This window comes from Nonomuraea sp. NPDC049784, from assembly GCF_040659615.1.
Lineage (GTDB): Bacteria > Actinomycetota > Actinomycetes > Streptosporangiales > Streptosporangiaceae > Nonomuraea.
Genome location: NZ_JBFAMX010000018.1, coordinates 34,451 through 54,943, shown reverse-complemented (window position 1 = coordinate 54,943; position 20,493 = coordinate 34,451). Strand labels below are relative to the sequence as shown.

Genomic DNA, 20,493 nt, shown 5'->3' with positions numbered 1-20,493 from the left:
GCCGGTCCCGGTCGACCGCGAAGGCGCCCTCGGCCGTGTGCAGCGCCCGCCCGGTCCTGATCCGGTGCACCCGCACGTGCCACGGGGGCAGCGCCACCAGCCAGGTCTCGATCTCCACGTCGTCCCAGGGCGTCCAGCGCGCGTGCAGCACACCGTCGGAGGCGGAGGCGTCGTGCGGCAACTCGCACGGCCGCCAGTGCTCGCCGTCCTCGCTGAGCGCCAGCGTGCTGTCGAAGGCGCCCTGCTCGAGCCCCAGTGTCCCGGCGGGCACGCTGAAGCCGAAACGCGTGGAGTAGGCGAACTTGGCGTACTTGGCCGCGCCATGACGCGCCCACGGGGCGTGCTGTCCCGCGCTCAGCATCACCACGTGCCGTCCCTCCTCGCAGCGCATCAGCGCCACGCCTGCCTCCGGCTGGGTGCTGACCTCGGGCAGCGGGGGCGCGTCGGCCTCCTTGGCGGCCCAGAACGGGTGCTCCGCGGGCAGGGCGAGCGGCAGGAACGCCTTCATGGCCCAGTACGGCGAGCCGGGCGCGTTGTACTGCTCGGCCATGTGCGGCTGGGGGTAGCCGTAGCCGATGGTGAGCAGCCCGGCGGTGTCGCGGATGGGCTGCTGGGCCCACCAGGACAGGTTCCGCAGCAGGTGCCCCTTGGTCACCTCCCAGGGCAGCGCCTCGACCCCGGCGAAGGCCAACGCCCCCCAGAACGCCGACTGCGCGAAGCGGTAGGTCAGGCTCCTGCCGAACGGGACGGCGACCCCCTCGCTGGTGAACCAGTGCTGGAAGTCCTGGGCGAACAGCGCGGCCCGCTCGCGGAAGCGCTCGGCCCTGGCCGGGTCGTCGCCGAGCGCCGCGTAGATGAGGCCGTAGTAGTGCATGGCGAACGGGATGTAGTAGTCGCGCTGCCACTTGGGCCCGTCGGAGTACCACCCGCGTCCGAGGTCGAACTGCTCCAGCCGGTCGAGCCTGGCCGTGTTGGCGTCGTGGTCGTGTGAGACCCCGACGCGATCGAGCCCGAGCCCCACCATGACCGGGAAGAACAGCCAGTTGTTGTCGTTCGGCTCCACGGTGACCGCGTGCCGCAGCCAGGCGGCCACCGTGTCGCGCTGCCGGCCGGTCAGCGGATCCCAGATCTGCTCGGGGGCCAGGGCGAGCGCCAGGCCGATGGCGGCGGTCTCGACCAGCCGCTGGTTCCGGTCGAAGGCCGCGCCCCAGTAGTCGGGGTGCTCGGGGTCGGTCCCGGCGGCGAGCCCGGCGCGCCAGAGCTCCCAGTGATCGAACGCCCCGCCGCCGGCCGCCAGCGGCGCCAGCCCCCACAGCGGGCGCGCAAACGCTTCCAGCTCGGCGGCCGCCTGGTCGTAGTGCGCCGTGTTGAACCCCAGCCGCAGCCGCCCCCCGCCCGGGCTGAACCGGGAGATCAGCGGTGCGACCAGGTCCAGGACCTGACGTCCCAGGTCGTCTCGGTCGCTGCCAGGCCGTCCTGCGCGGTCGTCGGTGTCCACAGGCTCACTCTCATCCGTTGGGAAAGCGCTTTCAGGAAGACAGGTTTCCCGCCGCCTCCCCCACTTGTCAACAGCCTGCCGTACGGTCACCCGGCCAGTTCGCTGGTCACCCGGGGCGGTGCGGTGCTGTCACGGACGTGCAGCTCCATCGGCAGATACACCGGCTCCCCGTCGTGCCCCTCGGTCATGAGGGCCTCCAACATCTCGGCCGCCTGCTTGCCGAGCTGCCCCCGGGGCACCGACACCGTGGTCAGGCTCGTGTGCGCCACGTGGTCCAGCTCGATGTCGTCGAACCCGACCACCGAAAGCTCCTCGGGAACCCGGACCCCGAGCTCGCGCATCCGGGTCACCGCCCCCAGGGCCACCAGGTCGTTGTAGGTGGTGAGCGCGGTGGCGCCGGTGCCGGGCACCTCGGCGGCGGCCTCGTACCCGCAGCGGCTGGTGGGCCCGCACGGCAGGATCGTGACGGAGATGCCGAACGCCTTGGCCGCCTCCAACGCCCTGATGCGTTCGGAGTTGGCCCAGGACACCTCGGGCCCGCTCAGGTAGGCGACCCGGCGGTGGCCCAGCTGCGCCAGGTGGCCGCAGATCAGCATCATCCCGCCGAAGAAGTCGGCGGAGACGGCGGGCGCGGCGATGCCGGGGACTATCCGGTCGAGCAGGACGAGCGGGTGGTCCCGGGCGGTCAGGACGACCAGGTCGGAGCGCTCCATGCGGGGGGAGCAGAGCAGCACCCCGTCGCAGCTGCGCATCAGGTCCTCGACCAGGTCGTGCTCGATCGAGGGGTCCTCGTCCGACTCCATGACCATGACGCGGCGCCCGTGGGAGCGGGCGACGGCCGAGACGGCCTTGAGCACCTCGGGAAAGTAGGGATTGGCCAGGTCGGGGACCAGCACGCCGATGGTGCCCCACTCCCCGCGGGCGAGTCCCTGCGCCGCGGCGTTGGGCCGGTAGCCCAGCTGCCTGACCGCGTCGTGGACGCGCGCCGCCAGCGAAGGGTCGACCTTGGCCGTGCCGTTGAGCACGCGGGAGACCGTCGAGGCCGACACCCCCGCCGCCGCCCCGACGTCGCTGATCGTCACCCGTGTCGGGCGGCCCTGCCGCAGATTCCGCACCTGCTCCTCCTACCCCCCGTGGAGTGCCCGTCAGCCGAGCAGCCCGCGCAGATGATCCAGATCTCTCCGTACGGCCGCCGCCGGGTCGGCCGCCGGGTAGTGGACGTGCAGCGACAGCAGCCCGGTGTAGCCGCGTGCGCGCAGCCCGGAGATGATCTCCGGCCAGCGGACCACGCCACCGTCCGCAAACGGTTGCCACTCGCACACCCAGCCGTCCGCGGCGGATCGCCAGACGGCGTTCTTCACTCCCATGCAGGCCATCCGATCGCCCAGCAGGTCGACGTTGAGCGCCCATGCCTCGCTGCCCTCCTTGGCCTGGTTGCCGGGGTCGGCGTAGAAGCGCACGTCGCTCAGGTCGCCTGCGAGTGCGAGGGCGAGCGAGGCGGACGGATGGATCGTACCGTGATGCAGCTGGAGCGCCAGCTGCACGCCGTGCCGGGCGGCGAGGCCGGCCAGGCGGGACAGCGCGGCCCTGGAGTCGTCCAGCTGGCGGTGGTAACCGGCGGCGGGGTCGTAGCGGTAGAAGCCCACCCGCACGAGGGGGACGCCGCTCTCGCCGCAGGCCGCGATGATCCGTTCGGCGTCCGCGCCGGTGTCGAGCAGGTCGGTGGTGACCACGTCGAGGGTGAGCCCGCGGCGCTCGAGCTCCGCAGCGACGACGGCGATGCCGCCGGGGTCGGCGGGGCTGACCGTCTGCCCCTCGCGCACGACGAGATCCGCCCCCTCGGCGCCCACCGAGGCCACGGCCTCGGCCAGCCGGGCTGCGTCGATGGGGCCGAAGGGCTTGGTGAAGGCGAGCAGGCGCACACGTACTCCTAAGTCAGAAAGCGCTTGTCCAAAGCGCCGATCGTCGCAACTCTCTCATGGTCTTCTCGGCGCGATGCTGCCGAGAAGTACCAGGATAATGCGCATATGTCGGGCACCGACGGGCCGTGGAGGGCGTCGACGGGCCACTCTTCACGATCGAGCATGGATCTGAAAACGCTTTCTCACAAGCCTTGAATCGGGTTATGAGCCGGGTTAGTCTCGACCCACCCTCGGGCAAGCGCTTACCGGCTGTCCGAGCGCCCCTCTGGCCTCCGCCTCTCTTGGAGGGCTCCATGAAACCTCATCGGCCTGGCACCGCCGCGATGATCACGGCAGCTGTGGCGTCACTGCTCGTGGCGGCGTGCGGCACTTCGAGCAACAGCAGTGGAGGTGGCTCGCAGACCACGCTGCAGATCTGGGACTTCTCCGCCGAACAGGTGAACTTCCACAAGGACGTCGGCGCGCAGTTCACCAAGGAACATCCCGGCATCAAGATCGAGTGGCGCTCGATCACCCAGGCCGACTACATGAAGACCCTGCCCCTGGCCTTCCAGAGCAACCAGGCGCCGGACATGTTCTACTGGAACGCGACCGGGCTGTCCCAGCTGCTGGACCAGAAGTGGGTCAGCCCGCTCAGCCCGGGCGGGACCGTCCCCGCCGACTTCACCAAGCGCTGGCCGGACGGGTCCTTCCTGGAAGGCATCAACATGCAGGACGGGAAGACGTACGGCTTCCCGTTCTCGGAGAACCTGTACTGGGGCCCCGGCTACATGTTCCTCAACAAGCAGGTCTTCCAGGAGGCCGGGCTGGACATCAACAACCCGCCCAAGACCTGGACCGACCTCAAGAACACCTGCGCGCAGATCAAGGCCAAGACCAAGGCGCAGTGCATCGCCGCCCCCACCAAGGGCGTGGACATGCAGCGGCCCTGGTTCGCGCTGAGCGCCGGCGTCTCGACGGACAAGTTCTTCGACTACAAGACGGGCAAGTTCGATCTGACCGAGCCGGCGCAGGTCAAGACCTTCGCCTTCCTCCAGGAACTCAAGAAGGCCGGGTACCTGGCGCCGGGCACCAATGACAAGAACTTCTCCCGCCAGCAGTTCGCCGCCGGGCAGGCCGGCATCTTCTTCGACGGCACCTGGGTGCCGAGCGTGTGGGCCGGCCTGGGCTTCAGCAGCGACAAGTACGTGGTGGCGCCGCGCGTCAACCCGGACGGGGGGCAGACCGGCGCGGCCGGCCGCGAGTACGACGGCAACAAGTACTGGGTCAGCTCGCAGACCAAGCATCCCGATGAAATGTGGACGTTCATCCAGTGGATGACCGACCCCAACGGCTACTTCGTCAAGCAGTACTACAAGAGCGCCTTCGGCACGCTGGCCTACGTCGACAACGAGAAGATGGTCACCGACCCGGCGCTCAAGCAGATCATGCAGATCGCCGCGCAGCCGGGCTACCGGGTCCAGCTTCCCGTGCCGCTGCTCAAGTGCCCCGACCTCGCCAAGTCCAAGGCGTACGTGAACGCGCTGGGCAAGAACCCGGACGGGGAGTGGGCGGCCATGGGAGAGGCGCTGAACACCGGCCAGTCGCTGGCGACCGTGGGCGCCGCCATCGTCCAGCAGCGGCAGGCCGCCCTGGAGGAAGGGCTCAAACAGGAGGCGGCCAGCGGCCTGAAGGTGTCGATGGACTGCTACACCTTCGCCGACTGGGACTACATGAAGGACTACACCTCCGACAAGTACCGCAACTGACCGGACGGCGCCGCCGGCCGCGCGCGCCGGCGGCGCCCCCTTCTCCCTCGTGAGGACATCCATGACAATCACCGGCACCGCCCCCGGCAGGGAGAGGGTGACGGACAGGGACCGGTCGCCCGCTGAGCGTGTGCCCGAACGCGTCGATCACTCCCGCGAGCGCGTCCGCGGCCTCGAGAGGGTCTGGCTGGTCGTCTTCCTGGCCCCCTTCCTCCTGCTCTACCTCGGCTTCACCATCTGGCCGCTGGTCGCGACGATCTACTACTCCTTCTTCGACTGGTCGGGCATCGGCCCGATCGACCACTTCGTCGGGGCCGGCAACTACGGCTCGATCCTGGCCGACCCGCTGTTCTGGCTCTCGGTCGTCAACACGCTGATCTTCGCCCTGCTGACGACCGCCATCAAGCTCCCGATCTCGCTGCTGGCGGCGATCGTGCTCACCCGCAAGTGGCTGCGGGGCAAACGGTTCTTCCGGACCATGTTCTTCGCGCCGCTCATCATCCCCGTCGCCATGGCAGGCCTGGTATTCACCTACCTGCTCAACCCGTCCAACGGCGCGCTGAGTGCGATCCTGCGCGACCTCGGCCTGGTCGACCAGGGGTTCGACGTGTTCGCCAACCGGTGGAGCGCGCTGCTCGTGCTCGTGCTCGTCTCCATCTGGCAGATCTTCGGCCAGTACATGATCTACTGGATCGCGGCGCTGCAGAACGTGCCGGAGGAGGTCTACGAGGCGGCCGCCATCGACGGCGCGGGGGAGTGGAAGAAGCTCACCCGCATCACGCTGCCGATGATCAGGCCGGTCGCCGTGATCATCACCCTGCTCGGCATCGTGAACGCCATGCACGTCTTCGGGCTGGTCGTCACGCTCACCGCGGGCGGGCCCGGCACCAGTACCTACGTGGTGTCCTACTTCATCTACCAGAACGCCTTCGGCTCGGTGCCGTTCGCCTACGGCTACGCCTCGGCCGCGGCGCTGCTGTTCTCCGTCATCGCCTTCGTCCTGGTCTCCGCCCAGGGCCTCGCGGTCCGCCGGGCCCAGCGGCTCAGGAAGGAGTACGGCGTCTGATGACGACGATCACTCAGCCCACCAGGCGCAGCCACGCCGCGCGGGCCAACCTCATCGCCCTGCCGATCCTGCTGGTCGTCGGGCTCGTGTGGGTCTATCCCTTCCTGTGGACGATCTCGGCCGCGTTCAAGACCCAGGCCGGGATGTTCACCAGCGGCGCGAGCCTCGTGCCCGACCAGCTGAACTTCGACAACTTCGTACGGGCCTGGGTCAACGCCGGGTTCTCCGGATACTTCTTCAACACGGTGCTCTACTCGGTCGCCTCGACCCTCGTCGAGCTGGTCAAGGCGGCCCTGTGCGGCTATGTGCTGGCCAGGTACGAGTTCCCCGGCCGTACCCTGCTCTACCGGATGATCGTGGGGACTCTGTTCATCCCGGTCGCCTCGATCATCGTCCCGCAGTTCGTGCTGATCGAGAACCTCGGCCTGCTGAACACGCGGGCCGGGGTCATCCTGGCCATGTCCGGCGGCGCCGGCGCGCTCTACGTCCTGCTGTTCGTCGGGTTCTTCTCCAGCGTCCCGAGCGACCTGTTCGAGGCGGCCAAGCTCGACGGGGCCGGCTTCCTCAAGACGTTCCGCCTCATCCTCCCGCTGGCCAAACCGGTCATCGCGGTGGTGGTCATCTTCCAGTTCATCAGCAGCTGGAACGAGTTCAACATCCCGCTGGTGTTCACGCTCGGCCAGCCCGACCTGCAGAACCTCGCCGTCGGCATGCTGTCCTTCCAGGGAGAGCACGCCACCGACTGGACCGGGTTCGCCGCCGGGATGACGATCTCGTTCCTGCCGATGCTGATGATCTTCCTTTTCTTCCAGAACTACTTCACGCGCGGCCTGGCCGGCGCCACGAAGGGGTGACAGTCCGCTTGAAGATGAGCCACGGCGCGTTCGCCTACACCTGGGACATCGTGGGCGACCCCGCGGCGGCCGAGCGCATCGCCGGCCTCGGCGTGAGCACGGTGACCCTGCAGGCCGCCTACCACTCGGTCCGGGCCATCACCCCGTGGCATCCCCGCCACCGCATCGTGCAGGCCGACCACGCGGCGGCCTACTTCCGGCTGCGCCCGGAGCGCTGGCGCGGGCGGCTCCGGCCGTACCCGCCGAGCTGGGGAGTGCCCGACGAGGACAGGTTCGGCGCGGCGCTGGCTGCGCTGGCGGAGGCCGGGCTGCGGGCGGAGGCCTGGCTGGTGCTCACGCACTCCTCGGTGCTGGGCCGCGAGGCGCCCGACCTGACGGTCAGGAACGCCTACGGCGAGTCCTACCCCTACGCGCTCTGCCCCGCCCAGCCCGGCGTCCGCGACTACGCGCTCACCCTCGTGCGCGAGGTCTGCGAGCAGTACGACGTGCCCGCGCTGATGCTGGAGGCGTGCGGCTGGCTGGGCGCGGAGCACGCCGGCCACCACGAGAAGACCTCCGGCGCCCACCTGTCCGCCTGCGGCAGGGCGCTGCTGTCCCTCTGCCTCTGCCCGGCCTGCCGGGCCGGGCTGGCCGCGCGCGGCCTCGACGTCGAGGAGCTGGCGCGCGACGTGCGCGCCGCCGTGGACGGAGAGCTCCAGCAGGGCGTCCCGGCCGGGACGAGCCTGGGCGACACGCTCGGCCACGAGCGCGCCCAGGCCCTGTACGGTCACCGCGGCCAGGTGATCGCGGACCTGGTCCGCGATGTGGCGGCGCTGGCGGGCGGCCGCGAGCTGCTGCTCATGGCCACCGACGACCCGCAGGTCACCGGTCCCGACGTGGGGATCGACCTGGCCTCCTTCGACGCGCCGGTCGACGCGTACGTGCTCAAGTGCTGGGGCCAGGAGGCGGCGGCGGTGGCCCAGGTGAAGGCCGCGGCGAGCCGTACCAGTATCCCCCTCGTCGCCAACCTCAACGTGCTGGAGGACGGCCACGCCCGGATCCCGGCACTGGCCGCCGACCTCGTCGCCGAGGGCGCGCGGCAGCTACGTTACTACCACGCCGGGCTCGGCTCACCCGCCCGCCTGGCCAGCGTGCGAGCCGCGGCTCGTTTGAAGGAGAGTTAATGCTGAACGGCCTGTACGTGATGGACCCGAACCGCTTCGACGACGTCTACGGCCCCGAGGCCCGAGAGGCGATCGAGCGGCACCTGACCATCGCGTCGCCCCCGCTCACCGCCGGCCGGCTCACCCCTGATTTGCTCGGCGGCCTCGAGGTGCTGGTGACCGGGTGGGGGGCGCCCAAGCTGGACGCCGAACTGCTCGCCGCCGCGCCCAAGCTCTCGCTGGTGCTGTACGGTGCGGGCTCCATCCGCCCGATGGTCACCCCGGAGATGTGGGCCAGGGGAGTGCGGGTCACCTCGGCGGCCACGGCCAACGCCGAGCCGGTCGCCGAGTTCGCGCTCTCGCAGATCCTGTACGCGCTCAAGCACGGCTGGCGCTACGTGCTGGCCGCGCGCGCCGCCGCCGCCACCGCCCCGCGCGGGCCCGAGCTCGGGGCTTACGGCGCGACGGTCGGGCTGGTCTCACTCGGCGCCACGGGCCGGGCAACGGCGCGGCTGCTCGCCCATCACCACCTCGACGTGCAGGCCTACGACCCGTACGCCGACCCGGAGCAGGCCAAGGAGCTTGGCGTGCGCCTCGTCGGCCTGGAGGAGCTGTTCGCCACCTCCGACGTGGTCAGCCTGCACTCGCCGCTCACCCCTGAGACACAGCGCATTGTCGGCACCGGGCTGCTGGAGTCGATGAAGCCCGACGCCACCCTGATCAACACGGCGCGCGGCGGCCTCGTCGACGAGGCCGCGCTCGTGGACGTACTGGGCCGGCGGACCGACCTGTTCGCCGTCCTCGACGTCACCGACCCGGAACCGCCCGTCGCGGGGTCGCCGCTGTTCACGATGCCCAACATCGTCGTCACCCCGCACGTGGCGGGCAGCCTGGGCCACGAGCGCCGCCGCCACGGGCAGGCGATGGCCGAGGAGCTCGCCCGTTACGTCGCGGGGGAGCCGCTGCTGTACGAGATCACCGAGTCCGGCCTGGCGAAGAGGGCATGAGCACCACCACCCTGGTGCTGCTGCCGCCGCACGATCCGGACACCGCGGGCTGGCGGGCCCGGCTGGAGCAGGCGGTGCCGGAGCTCGTCGTGCTTGAGCCCGGGACCCTTTCGGAAGCGGCACAGGCGCTGGCGGAGGCCGACGCCGCCTACGGCACGCTGCCCGCGGACCTGCTGGCGCACGCCGGGCGGCTGCGCTGGCTGCAGGCCCCGCAGGCCGGGCCTCCTCCGGGGTTCTACCATCCGGCCTTGGTCGCGCACCCCGTGCAGGTCACCAACATGCGTGACACCTACACCGACCACGTGGCCGCGCACGCGCTGGCGCTCGTGCTCGCGCTGGCCAGGGGCCTGCCCCGATACGCCCGCGAACAGGCCCGCGCGCACTGGGCGCCCGACTGGGACCCCGGCGCCGTGCTCTCCCTGGCTGAGGCCACCGCCCTGGTGGTGGGGGTGGGCGCGGTCGGGGCCGAGATCGGCAGGCTGCTGGCGGTGTTCGGCACCAGGGTCGTGGGCGTGGACGCCCGGCGCGGCGGCCCCGTGCCGGGCTTCGCCGAGGTGCTGCCCGCCGACGCCCTCGACCGGCTGCTTCCCGGGGCAGACCTGGTCATCCTGACCGTTCCGCATACCCCCGCCACCGAGGGCCTGCTGGACGCGCGGCGGCTGGTGCTGGCCAAACCCGGGGCGTACGTCGTCAACATCGGCCGCGGGCCCACCGTACGGCTCGACGACCTGGCCGCCGCCCTGTCCGCGGGGCGCCTGGCCGGGGCGGCCCTGGACGTCTTCGAAACCGAACCGCTTCCCGCCGACCACCCGCTCTGGCGGCGACCCGACGTGCTCATCACCCCGCACGTGGCGGGCGTGGGGCCACATGCCGGGGAGCGGCGCTTCGCCGTACTGCTGGAGAACGCCCGGCGCTTCGTGGACGGGCGGGAACTGATCAATCTGGTCGACAAGTCCGAATGGTACTGAATCACGTGAACCGGATAGCACGCGTCGAGACCTTCACCGTGGCCCTTCCCTCGCTGCGCGACTTCGCCGTCGCGGGCGGGTCCGTCGTCAAGGGCGGCCGTCCTGCCATCCGAGTCCTGGTGAAGGTCACGGCCGACGACGGCGCCACCGGGTGGGGCGAGGCCACCCCGATCCCCTCCTGGACGTACGAGACCACCGAGTCCATCGTCTCCACCATCGAGGGCTACCTGGCCCCGGCGGCCGTCGGCCGTCCGCTGTGGGACCTGGACGGGCTCTGCCGCGCCTTCGACCGCACCATCAGCAAGGGCTTCTCGATCGGCATGCCGCTGGCGCGCGCGGCGGTCGACGTGGCCTGCCACGACGCCTTCGCCCGCAGCCTCGGCCTGTCGCTCGGCGAGCTGTGGGGCCGGCGCAGGCGCGACACCATCGAGCTGGCCTGGATCGTGGCCACCGAGTCGGCGGAGGTGGCCGCGGACTCGGTGGCCGAGGGCCGCGCGCACGGCTACCGCCATGTCAAGGTCAAGCTCGGCCTGCACACCGAGGACGAGGACGTGGCGATCGTGGAGGCCGTGCGCGCCGCCGCCCCCGACGCGGTGCTCTGGGTGGACGCCAACCAGGGCTACACGGCCGCCGCCGCGCTCCGGGTGGCCAGGCGCCTGGCCGACCTGGACATCGCCGTCTTCGAGCAGCCGCTGCCGTCCAACGACATCGCCGGCCTGCGCCGCCTGCGTGACGCCAGCCCCGTCCCGGTGGCCGTGGACGAGAGCCTGCGCCACCCGAGCGACCTGGCGACGTTCGTCCGGCTCGACGCCATCGACGTCGCCGTCGCCAAGGTGCAGCGCTGCGGCGGGCTGACCCTGGCTCTGCGCCAGTGCCAGCTCGCCGAGGACTGCGGCCTCGCGATCATGGGCTCCGGCCTCACCGAGTCAGACGTCGGGCTGGCCGCCTCGCTCCACCTGTTCGCCGCGTTCGGCGTGGACACGCCGGTCGACCTCAACGGCCGGCAGTTCATCACCAGCCCCTACGCCACGGATCCGGTCATCACCGTCTCCGACGGCGTCGCCCACGTGCCCACCGGCCCTGGCCTGGGGATCGGCGTGGACGAGGAGGTGGTCCGCGCGCTCGCTCTTTGACGGCATCCGCCGGACCGCCCGTGAATGGTCATCGGCGGCCCGGATAGCGGCAGAGCCAGGCGGTCGGGTGCCGGCGTACCTGGTCGATCGAGGTCGGCGCGGCACCGATGACGGTCCCTGACCAGCGACGCCGCGGCCATCACGCAGGCGGCTCGCGCCCATGGACGCCAGGTCACTTCGGCAGTCCGGCGCGGATCACGAGTGCGTCGTGGTCGGTGTACGTGGTCCGCTCGAGTTCCAGCGTCGGCGCCGCGAGGTTCCCGTAGGCGTGCTGGATGCCGGGAGCCTGGGTGGCGGCCGCGTCGGTCAGCGTCCACTGGCCCTCGGGGGCGCACGAGGAGCGGCGGTTGACGTCACCGGCGAAAAGGGTCGGGCGGCCGCGGGAGGCGAGCACCTGGGCGAGTTCGGCGCACTGGATCGAGTTGGTGCTGCCGGGAGCCTCGCCGTCGGTGGACAGGTGGCTGGTGCAAACGTCCACACCGCGTGCCGTCGTCACGCAGAGCCAGCGGCGCTGCTCCACCCCGCTGAACACGGAGTACGGCGCGTCCTCGGAGGCGCGGATAGCCTCCTTGGTCAGCACGGCGTTGCCGAACTCGCCGCGTCCGCCAGGCGTCTTGCAGGCCAGCGGGGCGCCGTTGTAGATGACCGTGGCGAACCGGAAGTGGTAGCCGGTGCGCTCGGCGATCTCGGCCACGTCGCCGCTGCAGGCTTCGTTGAGGGTGACCGCGTTGACGTCGTTGGCCTGGATGCGCTCCACAACCTCGTCAACTATCTTCGGGTATTGGGTCCGGGCGTAGCAGCCGGCGTAACCGCTGGCACACACGTTCATCTGGAGCAGCGAGTACGGCGGGCGCGCGTCCTGCGACGGTGCATCCCCGGGCTGCGTCATGGCGGAGGCCATGGCGACGCTGGGGGACAACAGCAGCCCGGCGGTCATCAGGCAGCCGATCAACAGGGCACGCAGACGCGTCAGGGAAAATGAGATCACGGCCGTCATTGTGCAGGCGCGATCGTCGGACCCGACAGGATGCGCGGAAAGAGTTCACCGCTCTCTCACGCGGTCGTCACTCCGCTCTGGTGCCCGGTACGGCCCCAAGGAGTGCCTCGCCTGCGGGACCGTACGGGTTTCGGCTCTGTCGCAAAGCACGGATGCGTCATGAACTCGGTTCCCGGTTGCCTGGCATTAACCGACAAACGTGCCCGGTGCCGGTTCATGGGGCCGGGGGCTTCCTTCTGAAGTTGCTACCGCACGGCGGGGCAGTGGGTGCCGCGCGGCGGGACCGCGAGGTCGGTGAGGTAACGGTCAATGGTGTTCTCCATGCAGGGCCCGCTGGTGGCGCTGCCGTGGCCCCAGCCGTCGTAGGTCAGCAGCACGCCCTTCAGTCCGAACTGGCGGGCGACGGACGCGGCCCATCGGTGCGGCGTCGCCGGGTCGTGCAGCGCGTTCGACAGCAGTACGGGCGGGGCCTGGTGTGTCGTCGGCTCGAGGCGGTGCTGGGGGTTGGCGGTCGGCGCGCCGAGGCAGGCGGCCACCATCCGGAGGGGCAGCAGGTACGGCATGTCAGGCGCGGTGGCGTTCATCTGCCGCACCAGCGCCGCGTACTCCCGGTAGTCCCGTACGGGGAGGTGCCAGTCCGAGCAGAACATCGGAGTGGCGGGCGGCAACGGGGACAACTTCGGCGCCGGCCCGTTCACCGGTGCGCTCTTGTCCATCGCATCGATCTCCTTGGCCAGGCCCGCGAAGTCACCCTCGTAGAACCGCCGGAAGGCGATCGCGTTGACCAGGTCGATCGACGACACGGTGGGGCCTAGCCTGCGCACCAGGTCCGGCGGGGTGGCCAGCCTGCCGCTCTCGGCGCGGGCCAGCAGTCCCTTCCAGACGGCTCGTACGTCGCGGTCGTGGAGCGCACACTCGGTGTTGGAGCCGCACCACTTCGCGAACTCGTCGAAGAGATCCTGCGCGGCCGCCGCCCCGGTCTGCAGGAAGGTCCGCGTGCGGGGGACGCTGTGGTCCATCACGCTCTCCAGCACCATCGCCCGGACGTGACGAGGGTAGGCCTCGGCGTACCGGGCGCCGAGCATCGTGCCGTACGAGCTGCCGTGGAAGGTGAGCTTCTCCCCCCCCGAGCGCCACGCGGAGGGCCTCCAGGTCCTGGATCGCCTGGGCTGAGTCGAGGTGGTCGAAGATACCGTTCGGGGTTTGCTGACGGCACTCGTCGCGCAGTTCCCGGTTGTACTTCACGGTGGCCTCGAAGTCGGCCTGGCTCGTCATCTGTGGCGACGGGCGGGCCGCGAGCTTCTCGGGTGGGCAGGTCACAGGGCTGCTGCCGCCGACTCCGCGGGGATCGAAGCTGACGATGTCGAACCTGCGGCGGACCTCGGGGCTGAAGCGCGTGATCCCGGTGCCCATACGTTCGACGCCCGAGTCACCGGGTCCGCCCGGGCCGAAGACCAGAGTGCCGACGCGCGTTCCCGGACCGGTCGCCGTCCGGCGCGCGATCTTGAGATCGAACGTGGGCCCGTCGGGACGAGCCCAGTCGACGGGCAGCCGGAGGGTCGCACACTCCGCCCCCTCCACCTCGCCCACTCCGGGCTGTCCGGTTTGCAGGGTGTCCATTGGATGCTCGTCACCACCGCCGTCGGCGCGGCGTTCACGAGGGGAGTGGCACCGAGGCTCGACCGGCCACGAGTCCCGCGATGACGAACGCGGCCACGCTGTGCATGAGCTGTCCTCCTGGAATGGATCTTGGGGCGTCCGTCACGTTAGGTGCGGGAAAGCCCGAGCAGAACCGTTCTCAGGGGCCGTTCAGGGTTGATTCAGGGATGGTTCAGGGCAGGACGCGGCGCCCGAACCATTTATCTGTGGGTGCGGTGGCTGTGATGACGATGCTCATCAGCGACCTGGCGGTTCCGAAGGTGCCGGCGTGGATTACGCATCACGGCGCAGCTCGAAGTCCGGTGCGTACAAGGCGGGGTCTAGAAGCTCACTGGCGGGAATTCCCGCCTTGTAAGCCTCGGCGAGGATCCGATCCATACGTCCCCCCACATACCCCATATCCGGCTCAGGGTCGTCGATAAGGGTGAAGCCCGCGGCGTGACGATCGTCGGTCCACACATCTCCGAGCAACCGTCCATGCCGGTCGTACACTGCGGCCTGCCGTACCGGGCCAGTGGCCTTGTAATCGTAGGAGTCGTTCTCCGATGCGAACCTGGCGGTGGCATCGAGGAAACGGGGATTTGGGGTGTCAGTCATCGAAGGGTCCTTTCCACCCGAGGTCGGCATCCATGGACGGTGGGGCGTCCCAGCCGGGCGGCTTGGTCCAGCCATCCGGTACGACGTGCTTCTGCGGGGCCAGGTTCTGATTCGACGTTTCCGGACGTTCGATGCGGGTGGGGTTGCCGCGTACGAGCTCGTCGTGGATGCGCCAGCGGGCGGTGGTGACGGCGCGCTCTGTCGCCTCGTCGCCGTGTTCGATGCGCTGTTGCAGCAGCCGCATGGCGATGCGGCGGTTGAGGCTGAACTGCCGCTCGGTGTCGACCACGACGACGATCCCGGTGGGCCGGTGGGTCGCGCGTACGGCCGTGCTGGCTTTGTTGCGATGTTGACCGCCGGGGCCGCCGGTGCGGCAGGCGACGATGTCGACGTCTGCTTCCGCGAACGTCGTGCGCGGGGTGTCGAGCTGGCACGGTTGGGCGATGACGTACCAGTTCTTTCGGCTGGTGTTGGACCGGTAGGGGCTGGGAGCCTGCCAGCACAGGGTTCCGGTCCACGAGGCGGCGAACGCCTCGGCGGCGTCTCCTGCGATTCGGATGATGACCGATCGGTAGGTGCCGGGCCGGTCACCGGGGACTGTGTGGGCCCGATGGGTCTCGAGGTCCTGCCGGGTGGCGTCGCCTTCCAGGCGGTGCAGTAGTTGAGCCAGCGCCCAGGCACACTCCTGCGGCCCACGCCCGGCCGACAGGAGCAGGTGGACGCTCATGGCCGGCCTCGCTTGCGGCGCTGGTCCCGGTGATCCCTCTGAGGCGACGTCCCGAGGTCGGGTGTCTTGTAGGTGACCAGAGGGATCGTGCTGGCCACGGGCGTGGCCAGGTCGTGCTCGACCAGGTCGGCGATCACCTGCTCGATGCGCTTGTACGCCGTTGGCGCCTCCTCGAACAACAACTGGCGGTCGCCGCACACGACCAGCGACCCCACCGGTGTACGGCGCAATTCCTCGACCGTGTGCTTGGCCCGCCCGCGGCGCAGGGCGTCGGCGCGCGACATCTTGCGGCCCGCGCCGTGCGCCACGGAGTGGCCGGCGTCCGGCCCGGCGTGGGCGGCCACGAGATAGGAAGGAGTGCCTCGCGTACCGGCGATGAGCACGTCGCGGCCGTCACCCGGCGCCGCCCCCTTGCGGTGCAGGTAGATCCCGTCGCGGAGCTCGACCAGGTTGTGGCACTGGTCGACGATCGGCTCGGCGGGCTCGAACCCCAGGGCGTGGGCGACCCGGGCGGCCAGCAGCCGCCGGTTGAGAGATCCCCACCGTACGGCGTCGTCATGCATCGCCAGGTAGGCGCCGGGATCAGGGGCGGGGTCCGCGCCGTGGACCTCGGTGTGCGCCCGCAGGATTCGTTCGCCCAGCCCTCGGGAGCCGCTGTGCACGATGAGAACCAGGTCCCCGGAGTTGAGCCCGAGACGGCTGGCGTGGCCCGGCTCGAAGACGGTCCCGATCCGGGCCAGCTCAACGAAGTGGTTGCCCCGGCCGACCGTCCCGAGCCCCTCGACGTGATCGGCGGGAATGTCGCCCTTCACCACGTCCCAGGCGGGATCGTCGGCATCCCCTTCAGGGTCCAGCGCGCGATCGAGATCGGGGAACCGGGCGGCGAGCTTCTCGGGCACGGCGCGCTTGAGCTTGACGGGGAACACGGCGATGCCGCAACCGATGTCGGAGCCCACCAGGAATGGGTACAGAACGGTCGAAGTCATGGCGGCGCCGATGGGGGCACCCTTGCCAGGGTGCAGGTCCGGCATGGCGGCGACGTGCGTCATGCCGTCGAGGGCGGCCACCTGATGGCATTGCGCGACGGCATCGGACTCGATCCAGCTCGTGGGCGAGGCGAACACCGTGACGGTGGCCGGGAGTTGCTGAGACAAAGAGGCTCTCTTCGCTGAACGGGGGTATGGACAGGCGGCATTACGGCACGAATCGGCGCCGTGCCTTCTCGAAGTAGCGGGGTGTCGTCGTCAGAGCCTCATGGACACAACGATCTCCGAGCCCCGCCACGCGAGGCAAACGATTTTCGGCCGTACCGGCGAGCCGATGGCAGCGGCCAAGGTGGCAGGATCCATGCCTGCAATGTGCTGCGATGCCCCGATCAGGGCGGCGATCCAGGCGATCGTCGGGTCTCCCTCGGCGTTGATGGTCATGGCCAATCTCTCTCCGAAGCCGCTCCCGTTCTTGGACACGGGGATGCTCTCGCAGCGGCTGCCGGTGCAGATGGCGAGCATGAGCCGTTGGCGCTCGCGGCTCTCGAACGCCACTAGCGGCCGCCCCGCGCGGTGCAGGACCAGCCCTGACCAGTTCTCCGCAGCACTTACGAACGAAACCGGTGAAGCAGTGCTGATGGCGAACTCGACCCACGGCGGGCAGGCGTTCGGCAGAATGATCATTGGGACGTGAGGCTATCGGGACTGTGTTCCCATACCGGCCAATGCCTGATCTTCGCGAAAGGTTGACGTCCTCATCCCCATCGAGGGGCTCACCGCGTTCCGTTATTGTTCGACGTCGATGCGATGAGTGAGGAGCACGTGGGAGGGAGCCCACCTTGAATGCTTTTCATCCTCACGCTGCCTGTCCAGCTCGGTGATTCTGAAGGACAGCGATGGCCTTCCACAGGTGGCCCGCCTTGCTCGGGCTGCAAAGTGATGTCGTCGCGTAAGTGACATGGCCGACATGGCAGGCAGGCGTGGTCGCTGCCCGACGACGGAGAGTTGCCTGCTAGCACCACCAGCGTCGGCTGCAGAATCGCGACTCGCCCCCGTCGCCGACGTGTACGTCGATATCCGTGTTGCCGTAGCTGGTGTCCCCAGTGCTGTTAGACGACTCGTAGTTGTAGCCGATTACGAGCTTGATCTTCTGACCCAGCTTCAACGGCTTTCCGGCTTTCGGAGACTGCGCTAGCACCAAGTGCTTCCCGGCGGGCACCTTTCGGCTCTCCCGTGTGGACGTATCGTCGACTGCTGCTTCAACGGGCTCGAAGAAGCGCTCCGCCTTCTCCTCTGACCAGCCCACCACTTTCGGCATCTTTCGATGCTTGTTGTACCAAGTTCGCTCCTCGCCGGTCGCCCACGTGACCGACACTTCCCCGAACTTTTCCACCACTGCGCCCGATTTGGGGGACATTCGGAATATGATGCAGTCGGTCTTGTCGTGGCAGGAGCTGATCATGCCGATGCCCTCATCGTCCAAGCGGATGTCCATCGTCCGGGCGGTGTTCTGGGCCTCGGTGAGGGACTTGCCGACCAGATCCGGCAGGCCGGCTGCTCGCGCGGTCTCGGCTATGGCTGCAACCTTTTCGGATTCGGTTTCGTAGCCGAACAGTCGCATGCAACCGCCCACGACGGCCAGGATCGCAAAGAGTGTAAGGCATCCGGCGGCCTTCGAGTTACCTGCCATATGGTTGCGCTCCGGTGCTGATGTGGAACGGTCCTCTGGCCTGCCATCGTGACACTTGCGTCACTTCAGTGATGATCAACGACAGCAATCCCTTGTCGCCTCATCTGACGCTCTGGTGCCCGCTTGGGTTTACGCCGCTGCCCATCGTTCACAGGTCAATGGCCGACGGCTTGATTAGGGGGCGTCATTACCATGACCAAGATGTTCTGGCGCCTGGGAAGTGAAAAGCTTCTTTCTCGGCCACGCGGCCCCGTGCGACATCGCCGCCAGCCATGAGTAGGCTGAAGCGCGCGGCCTGGTAGAAGCGATCTCACGGCTCATCAAAGCGCTGGATAGTTGATTCCCAACGCGTCCAGTCGACAGAGCCCTTGTGCGAAGAATACGACTTGGTTGGTTGCCGCCTGTCCTTCTCGCGGCGCATGCACCCGGGTTCGAGGCCTGACGTCTACGAGAACGGGTCCGTGTACGGATGGTCTTTCACCCGGTCATAGATGAGGCGCAACCATGGCTGCTGAACCGCCGCCAGCCGCTCCAGCGTGCTGAGAAATACCCGCCCATCAGGATGGAAAAGAGTGTGTGGCAGCAGCGGGGGTGGATCATCACGGCGAACGTCGGCAGGCATCCCGTACGCCGCCGGCAGGAGCCGCCGATCGCCGTTGAAGGCCATGTACGTCCACACGTCCGCGGCCAGCGGCACCACCACTCCTGCGTCGCACGGCCATACCTCACCGGTCTGCGGATGCCGCGGTACCAGGGCGATGTCCGTGATGGCGGCGGACAGGCCCGGCCCGGCCAGAACGAGGTGTCGTTCCGGTGGCCCCGGAGGGAGCAGGCTGTCGATCGCCCGGCGAAACGCCTCTGCGACAGGCCCCTCAGGGACGGACACCCGCCTACCACCCGAGACCGCCAGCAGGTGCGCCAGTGCCACCGCGACCGCGGCCTCCCACACTGGGCTCCAGAAACCACGCGGATCAACGGGCAGCGTGCTCGGCAGCTCCGCCCAGTCCATCACCCGCTGGACGGGGCCATCGACGGCGACGGGGCGCACGGCGTCCGGCTCCAGCCACACCACCTGCCAGAACCCGCAGTCGTCGACGCGGGTCGCCACCGGACAGCCGCACCCCGCGCACGCGAGGTTGGGACCGTACTGGCCGTCCCAGCCACAACAGCAGCCGCCCAATCGCTCCGGGATGAAGACGGTTGCGCGGACGTCGCCCGGCGCGATCCCGATCCTGTTCGGGGGTCCCGTGATGCAGTACGTCAGTAGTCGGACGCCATGCTCTTCCGGCTCGGGCTTCAATGGTTGCCAAGGCCGGCCGTCTCCGGGGTCCACCGCGTATGTTCCTGGCTCCAGAAGACCGGGGAGCAGGCCATGGCCGTACTTCTGGCCAGAGTGATCGGGAAGCGCCACCCGCGTCACCCTCGCGGTCATCACAGCGCCGCACTCCGCACAGGCGAAAACGACCAAGCAGCCTCCTTCATCGAAACGATGCGATCATGGTGACGCAAATCCCGCCTTGTGCGGAAGCGTTCACGCTCTCACGGGCGACCGCGAACTCGCCGAGGTAGGTGACTGTGCCGCGGACGCTCTGGAAACCTTCCTGCGTCAATGGCCCGCATTCGGGTCCCGGCTCCACTTCGTGCAGATGTGTCCGGCGCGTTCCTGGTGCATGCTCACGGCGTGACGAAGCTGGGCCCAGTCCTTCTCCAGCGAAACTGTCAGCACCAGCTCGGCGGCGTTGTTCCTGGCGGCGGGAAACCGGCGGAGAACAGCGCCAGTGAGGTGGCTGCGGGAGAGTCGCGCATCAAGTTCGATGCGAGCATGCCCGTTCACTCCGGGGCGAGCCCGGCGCCCCGCCCCTCCACTACCGGGCGCCCGAGCAGCCTGTCGATGCTGCGGCGTTCGCGTTTGGTGGGACGACCCGCGCCACGAGCCCGGACGGCCACCGTCACGGTCTCCTCGCGTGGAGGAGGCGGAGGGCTCTTGTCGATGTAGCACTCGGCGGCCACGGTGGCGCCGACGCGCTTGGTGATGACCTGGGAGACGACCACGATGCGTGCGCGCCCCTCGTGCCGCAGCCGGATCTCGTCACCGACCCGGACGATGTGTGCGGGCTTGACTCGTACCCCGTTGACCCGGACGTGACCGCCCCGGCAGGCGTCGGACGCGATCGAACGAGTCCTGGTCAGTCGCACCGACCAGATCCAGCTGTCCACCCGAGCACTCAGTTGCTCACCTGCCACTCCGACACTGTACTGAGATCGCCGCGCCGCCAGCATCCACGCCCGCCTGGCAAGGGGCAAGCGGCGCGTCGACGACCTCAACGGCGGCGGCTGGGCTGACCTGATCGTTGACGGATCTGCCCGTAAGAGCCTGAACTACCTCGCCACCGTCTACGGCTGTGGTGGCTCGCGATGAACTCATCGGCAAGTACGCTCGGAGTTTACGCACGTATTTGGCACGATCAACGGCTGTGTTCGTCCCATGCCCGGAGTGGT

At 69.2% G+C, this 20,493-nt stretch carries 19 protein-coding genes and 1 pseudogene; 7 read left to right on the top strand and 13 right to left on the bottom strand.

Translation table 11 applies throughout. From position 1 onward, the window contains the following. The 3 genes from AB0J09_RS07555 to AB0J09_RS07545 all read right to left on the bottom strand — a co-directional run. On the bottom strand, positions 1–1,498 hold a 1,498-nt coding region (locus AB0J09_RS07555; protein WP_360686708.1), incomplete at its 3' end, for a DUF2264 domain-containing protein. Positions 1,499–1,584: 86 nt separating this feature from the next. Then, entirely contained in the window at positions 1,585–2,613 is a 1,029-nt protein-coding gene (locus AB0J09_RS07550; protein ID WP_360686705.1) for a LacI family DNA-binding transcriptional regulator, read from the bottom strand. A 30-nt stretch (positions 2,614–2,643) separates the two neighbouring features. After that, on the bottom strand, positions 2,644–3,420 hold the full coding sequence (locus tag AB0J09_RS07545) for a sugar phosphate isomerase/epimerase (RefSeq protein WP_360686702.1): 777 nt from the start codon (positions 3,418–3,420) through the stop codon (positions 2,644–2,646). 293 nt (positions 3,421–3,713) lie between these two features. Between AB0J09_RS07545 and AB0J09_RS07540 the strand changes: the two genes are divergently transcribed. The 7 genes from AB0J09_RS07540 to AB0J09_RS07510 all read left to right on the top strand — a co-directional run bounded on the left by AB0J09_RS07540 (position 3,714) and on the right by AB0J09_RS07510 (position 11,338). Continuing rightward, positions 3,714–5,168, top strand: coding sequence for an extracellular solute-binding protein (locus AB0J09_RS07540; RefSeq protein WP_360686699.1), 1,455 nt, complete (start codon positions 3,714–3,716; stop codon positions 5,166–5,168). A gap of 61 nt (positions 5,169–5,229) precedes the next feature. After that, positions 5,230–6,234: a sugar ABC transporter permease gene (locus tag AB0J09_RS07535; RefSeq protein WP_360686696.1), complete on the top strand. Its 1,005-nt coding sequence runs from the start codon at positions 5,230–5,232 to the stop codon at positions 6,232–6,234. Beyond that, on the top strand, positions 6,234–7,088 hold the full coding sequence (locus tag AB0J09_RS07530; RefSeq protein ID WP_360686693.1) for a carbohydrate ABC transporter permease: 855 nt from the start codon (positions 6,234–6,236) through the stop codon (positions 7,086–7,088). The genes AB0J09_RS07535 and AB0J09_RS07530 overlap by 1 nt, the downstream gene beginning before the upstream one ends. Positions 7,089–7,096: 8 nt before the next feature. Next, the gene (locus AB0J09_RS07525) at positions 7,097–8,251 is read left to right on the top strand and encodes a hypothetical protein (RefSeq protein ID WP_360686690.1); all 1,155 of its coding nucleotides are present in this window, start codon (positions 7,097–7,099) and stop codon (positions 8,249–8,251) included. Continuing rightward, positions 8,251–9,237, top strand: a complete 987-nt coding sequence (locus tag AB0J09_RS07520) for a hydroxyacid dehydrogenase (RefSeq protein WP_360686687.1) — start codon at positions 8,251–8,253, stop codon at positions 9,235–9,237. The genes AB0J09_RS07525 and AB0J09_RS07520 overlap by 1 nt, the downstream gene beginning before the upstream one ends. After that, a complete protein-coding gene (locus tag AB0J09_RS07515; RefSeq protein ID WP_360686685.1) occupies positions 9,234–10,205 on the top strand; it encodes a D-2-hydroxyacid dehydrogenase in 972 nt (323 codons plus the stop codon). Before AB0J09_RS07520 ends, AB0J09_RS07515 begins: the two co-directional genes overlap by 4 nt. 5 nt (positions 10,206–10,210) lie before the next feature. Continuing rightward, a complete protein-coding gene (locus AB0J09_RS07510) occupies positions 10,211–11,338 on the top strand; it encodes an enolase C-terminal domain-like protein (protein WP_360686682.1) in 1,128 nt (375 codons plus the stop codon). A gap of 172 nt (positions 11,339–11,510) precedes the next feature. Here AB0J09_RS07510 and AB0J09_RS07505 read toward each other — a convergent pair whose 3' ends face one another. From AB0J09_RS07505 to AB0J09_RS07460, 10 genes and pseudogenes are all read right to left on the bottom strand, one after another. Next, a complete protein-coding gene (locus tag AB0J09_RS07505; RefSeq protein WP_360686679.1) occupies positions 11,511–12,326 on the bottom strand; it encodes an endonuclease/exonuclease/phosphatase family protein in 816 nt (271 codons plus the stop codon). A 254-nt stretch (positions 12,327–12,580) separates the two neighbouring features. Continuing rightward, a complete protein-coding gene (locus tag AB0J09_RS07500) occupies positions 12,581–13,180 on the bottom strand; it encodes an alpha/beta hydrolase (protein ID WP_360686714.1) in 600 nt (199 codons plus the stop codon). Between the two features lie 18 nt (positions 13,181–13,198). Next, a pseudogene (locus tag AB0J09_RS07495) lies at positions 13,199–13,453 on the bottom strand (alpha/beta fold hydrolase); the annotation flags it as partial. 814 nt (positions 13,454–14,267) lie between these two features. After that, positions 14,268–14,591: a hypothetical protein gene (locus AB0J09_RS07490; protein ID WP_360686676.1), complete on the bottom strand. Its 324-nt coding sequence runs from the start codon at positions 14,589–14,591 to the stop codon at positions 14,268–14,270. Continuing rightward, positions 14,584–15,318 carry a peptide chain release factor H gene (prfH, locus tag AB0J09_RS07485; RefSeq protein WP_360686673.1) on the bottom strand — a complete coding sequence of 245 codons (735 nt, stop codon included), beginning with the start codon at positions 15,316–15,318 and terminating at the stop codon, positions 14,584–14,586. Before prfH ends, AB0J09_RS07490 begins: the two co-directional genes overlap by 8 nt. Continuing rightward, positions 15,315–16,472 carry an RNA ligase RtcB family protein gene (locus AB0J09_RS07480; protein ID WP_360686670.1) on the bottom strand — a complete coding sequence of 386 codons (1,158 nt, stop codon included), beginning with the start codon at positions 16,470–16,472 and terminating at the stop codon, positions 15,315–15,317. The genes prfH and AB0J09_RS07480 overlap by 4 nt, the downstream gene beginning before the upstream one ends. Before the next feature lie 90 nt (positions 16,473–16,562). Continuing rightward, positions 16,563–16,745, bottom strand: a complete 183-nt coding sequence (locus tag AB0J09_RS07475; RefSeq protein WP_360686667.1) for a hypothetical protein — start codon at positions 16,743–16,745, stop codon at positions 16,563–16,565. Positions 16,746–17,316: 571 nt separating this feature from the next. Then, a complete protein-coding gene (locus AB0J09_RS07470) occupies positions 17,317–17,994 on the bottom strand; it encodes a PASTA domain-containing protein (protein ID WP_360686664.1) in 678 nt (225 codons plus the stop codon). 445 nt (positions 17,995–18,439) lie between these two features. Further along, positions 18,440–19,102 (bottom strand): hypothetical protein, encoded by a 663-nt coding sequence (locus tag AB0J09_RS07465; protein ID WP_360686661.1) that lies wholly within the window; start codon positions 19,100–19,102, stop codon positions 18,440–18,442. Positions 19,103–19,824: 722 nt separating this feature from the next. Further along, on the bottom strand, positions 19,825–20,238 hold the full coding sequence (locus tag AB0J09_RS07460) for an RNA-binding S4 domain-containing protein (protein WP_360686658.1): 414 nt from the start codon (positions 20,236–20,238) through the stop codon (positions 19,825–19,827). Positions 20,239–20,493 lie beyond the last annotated feature (255 nt).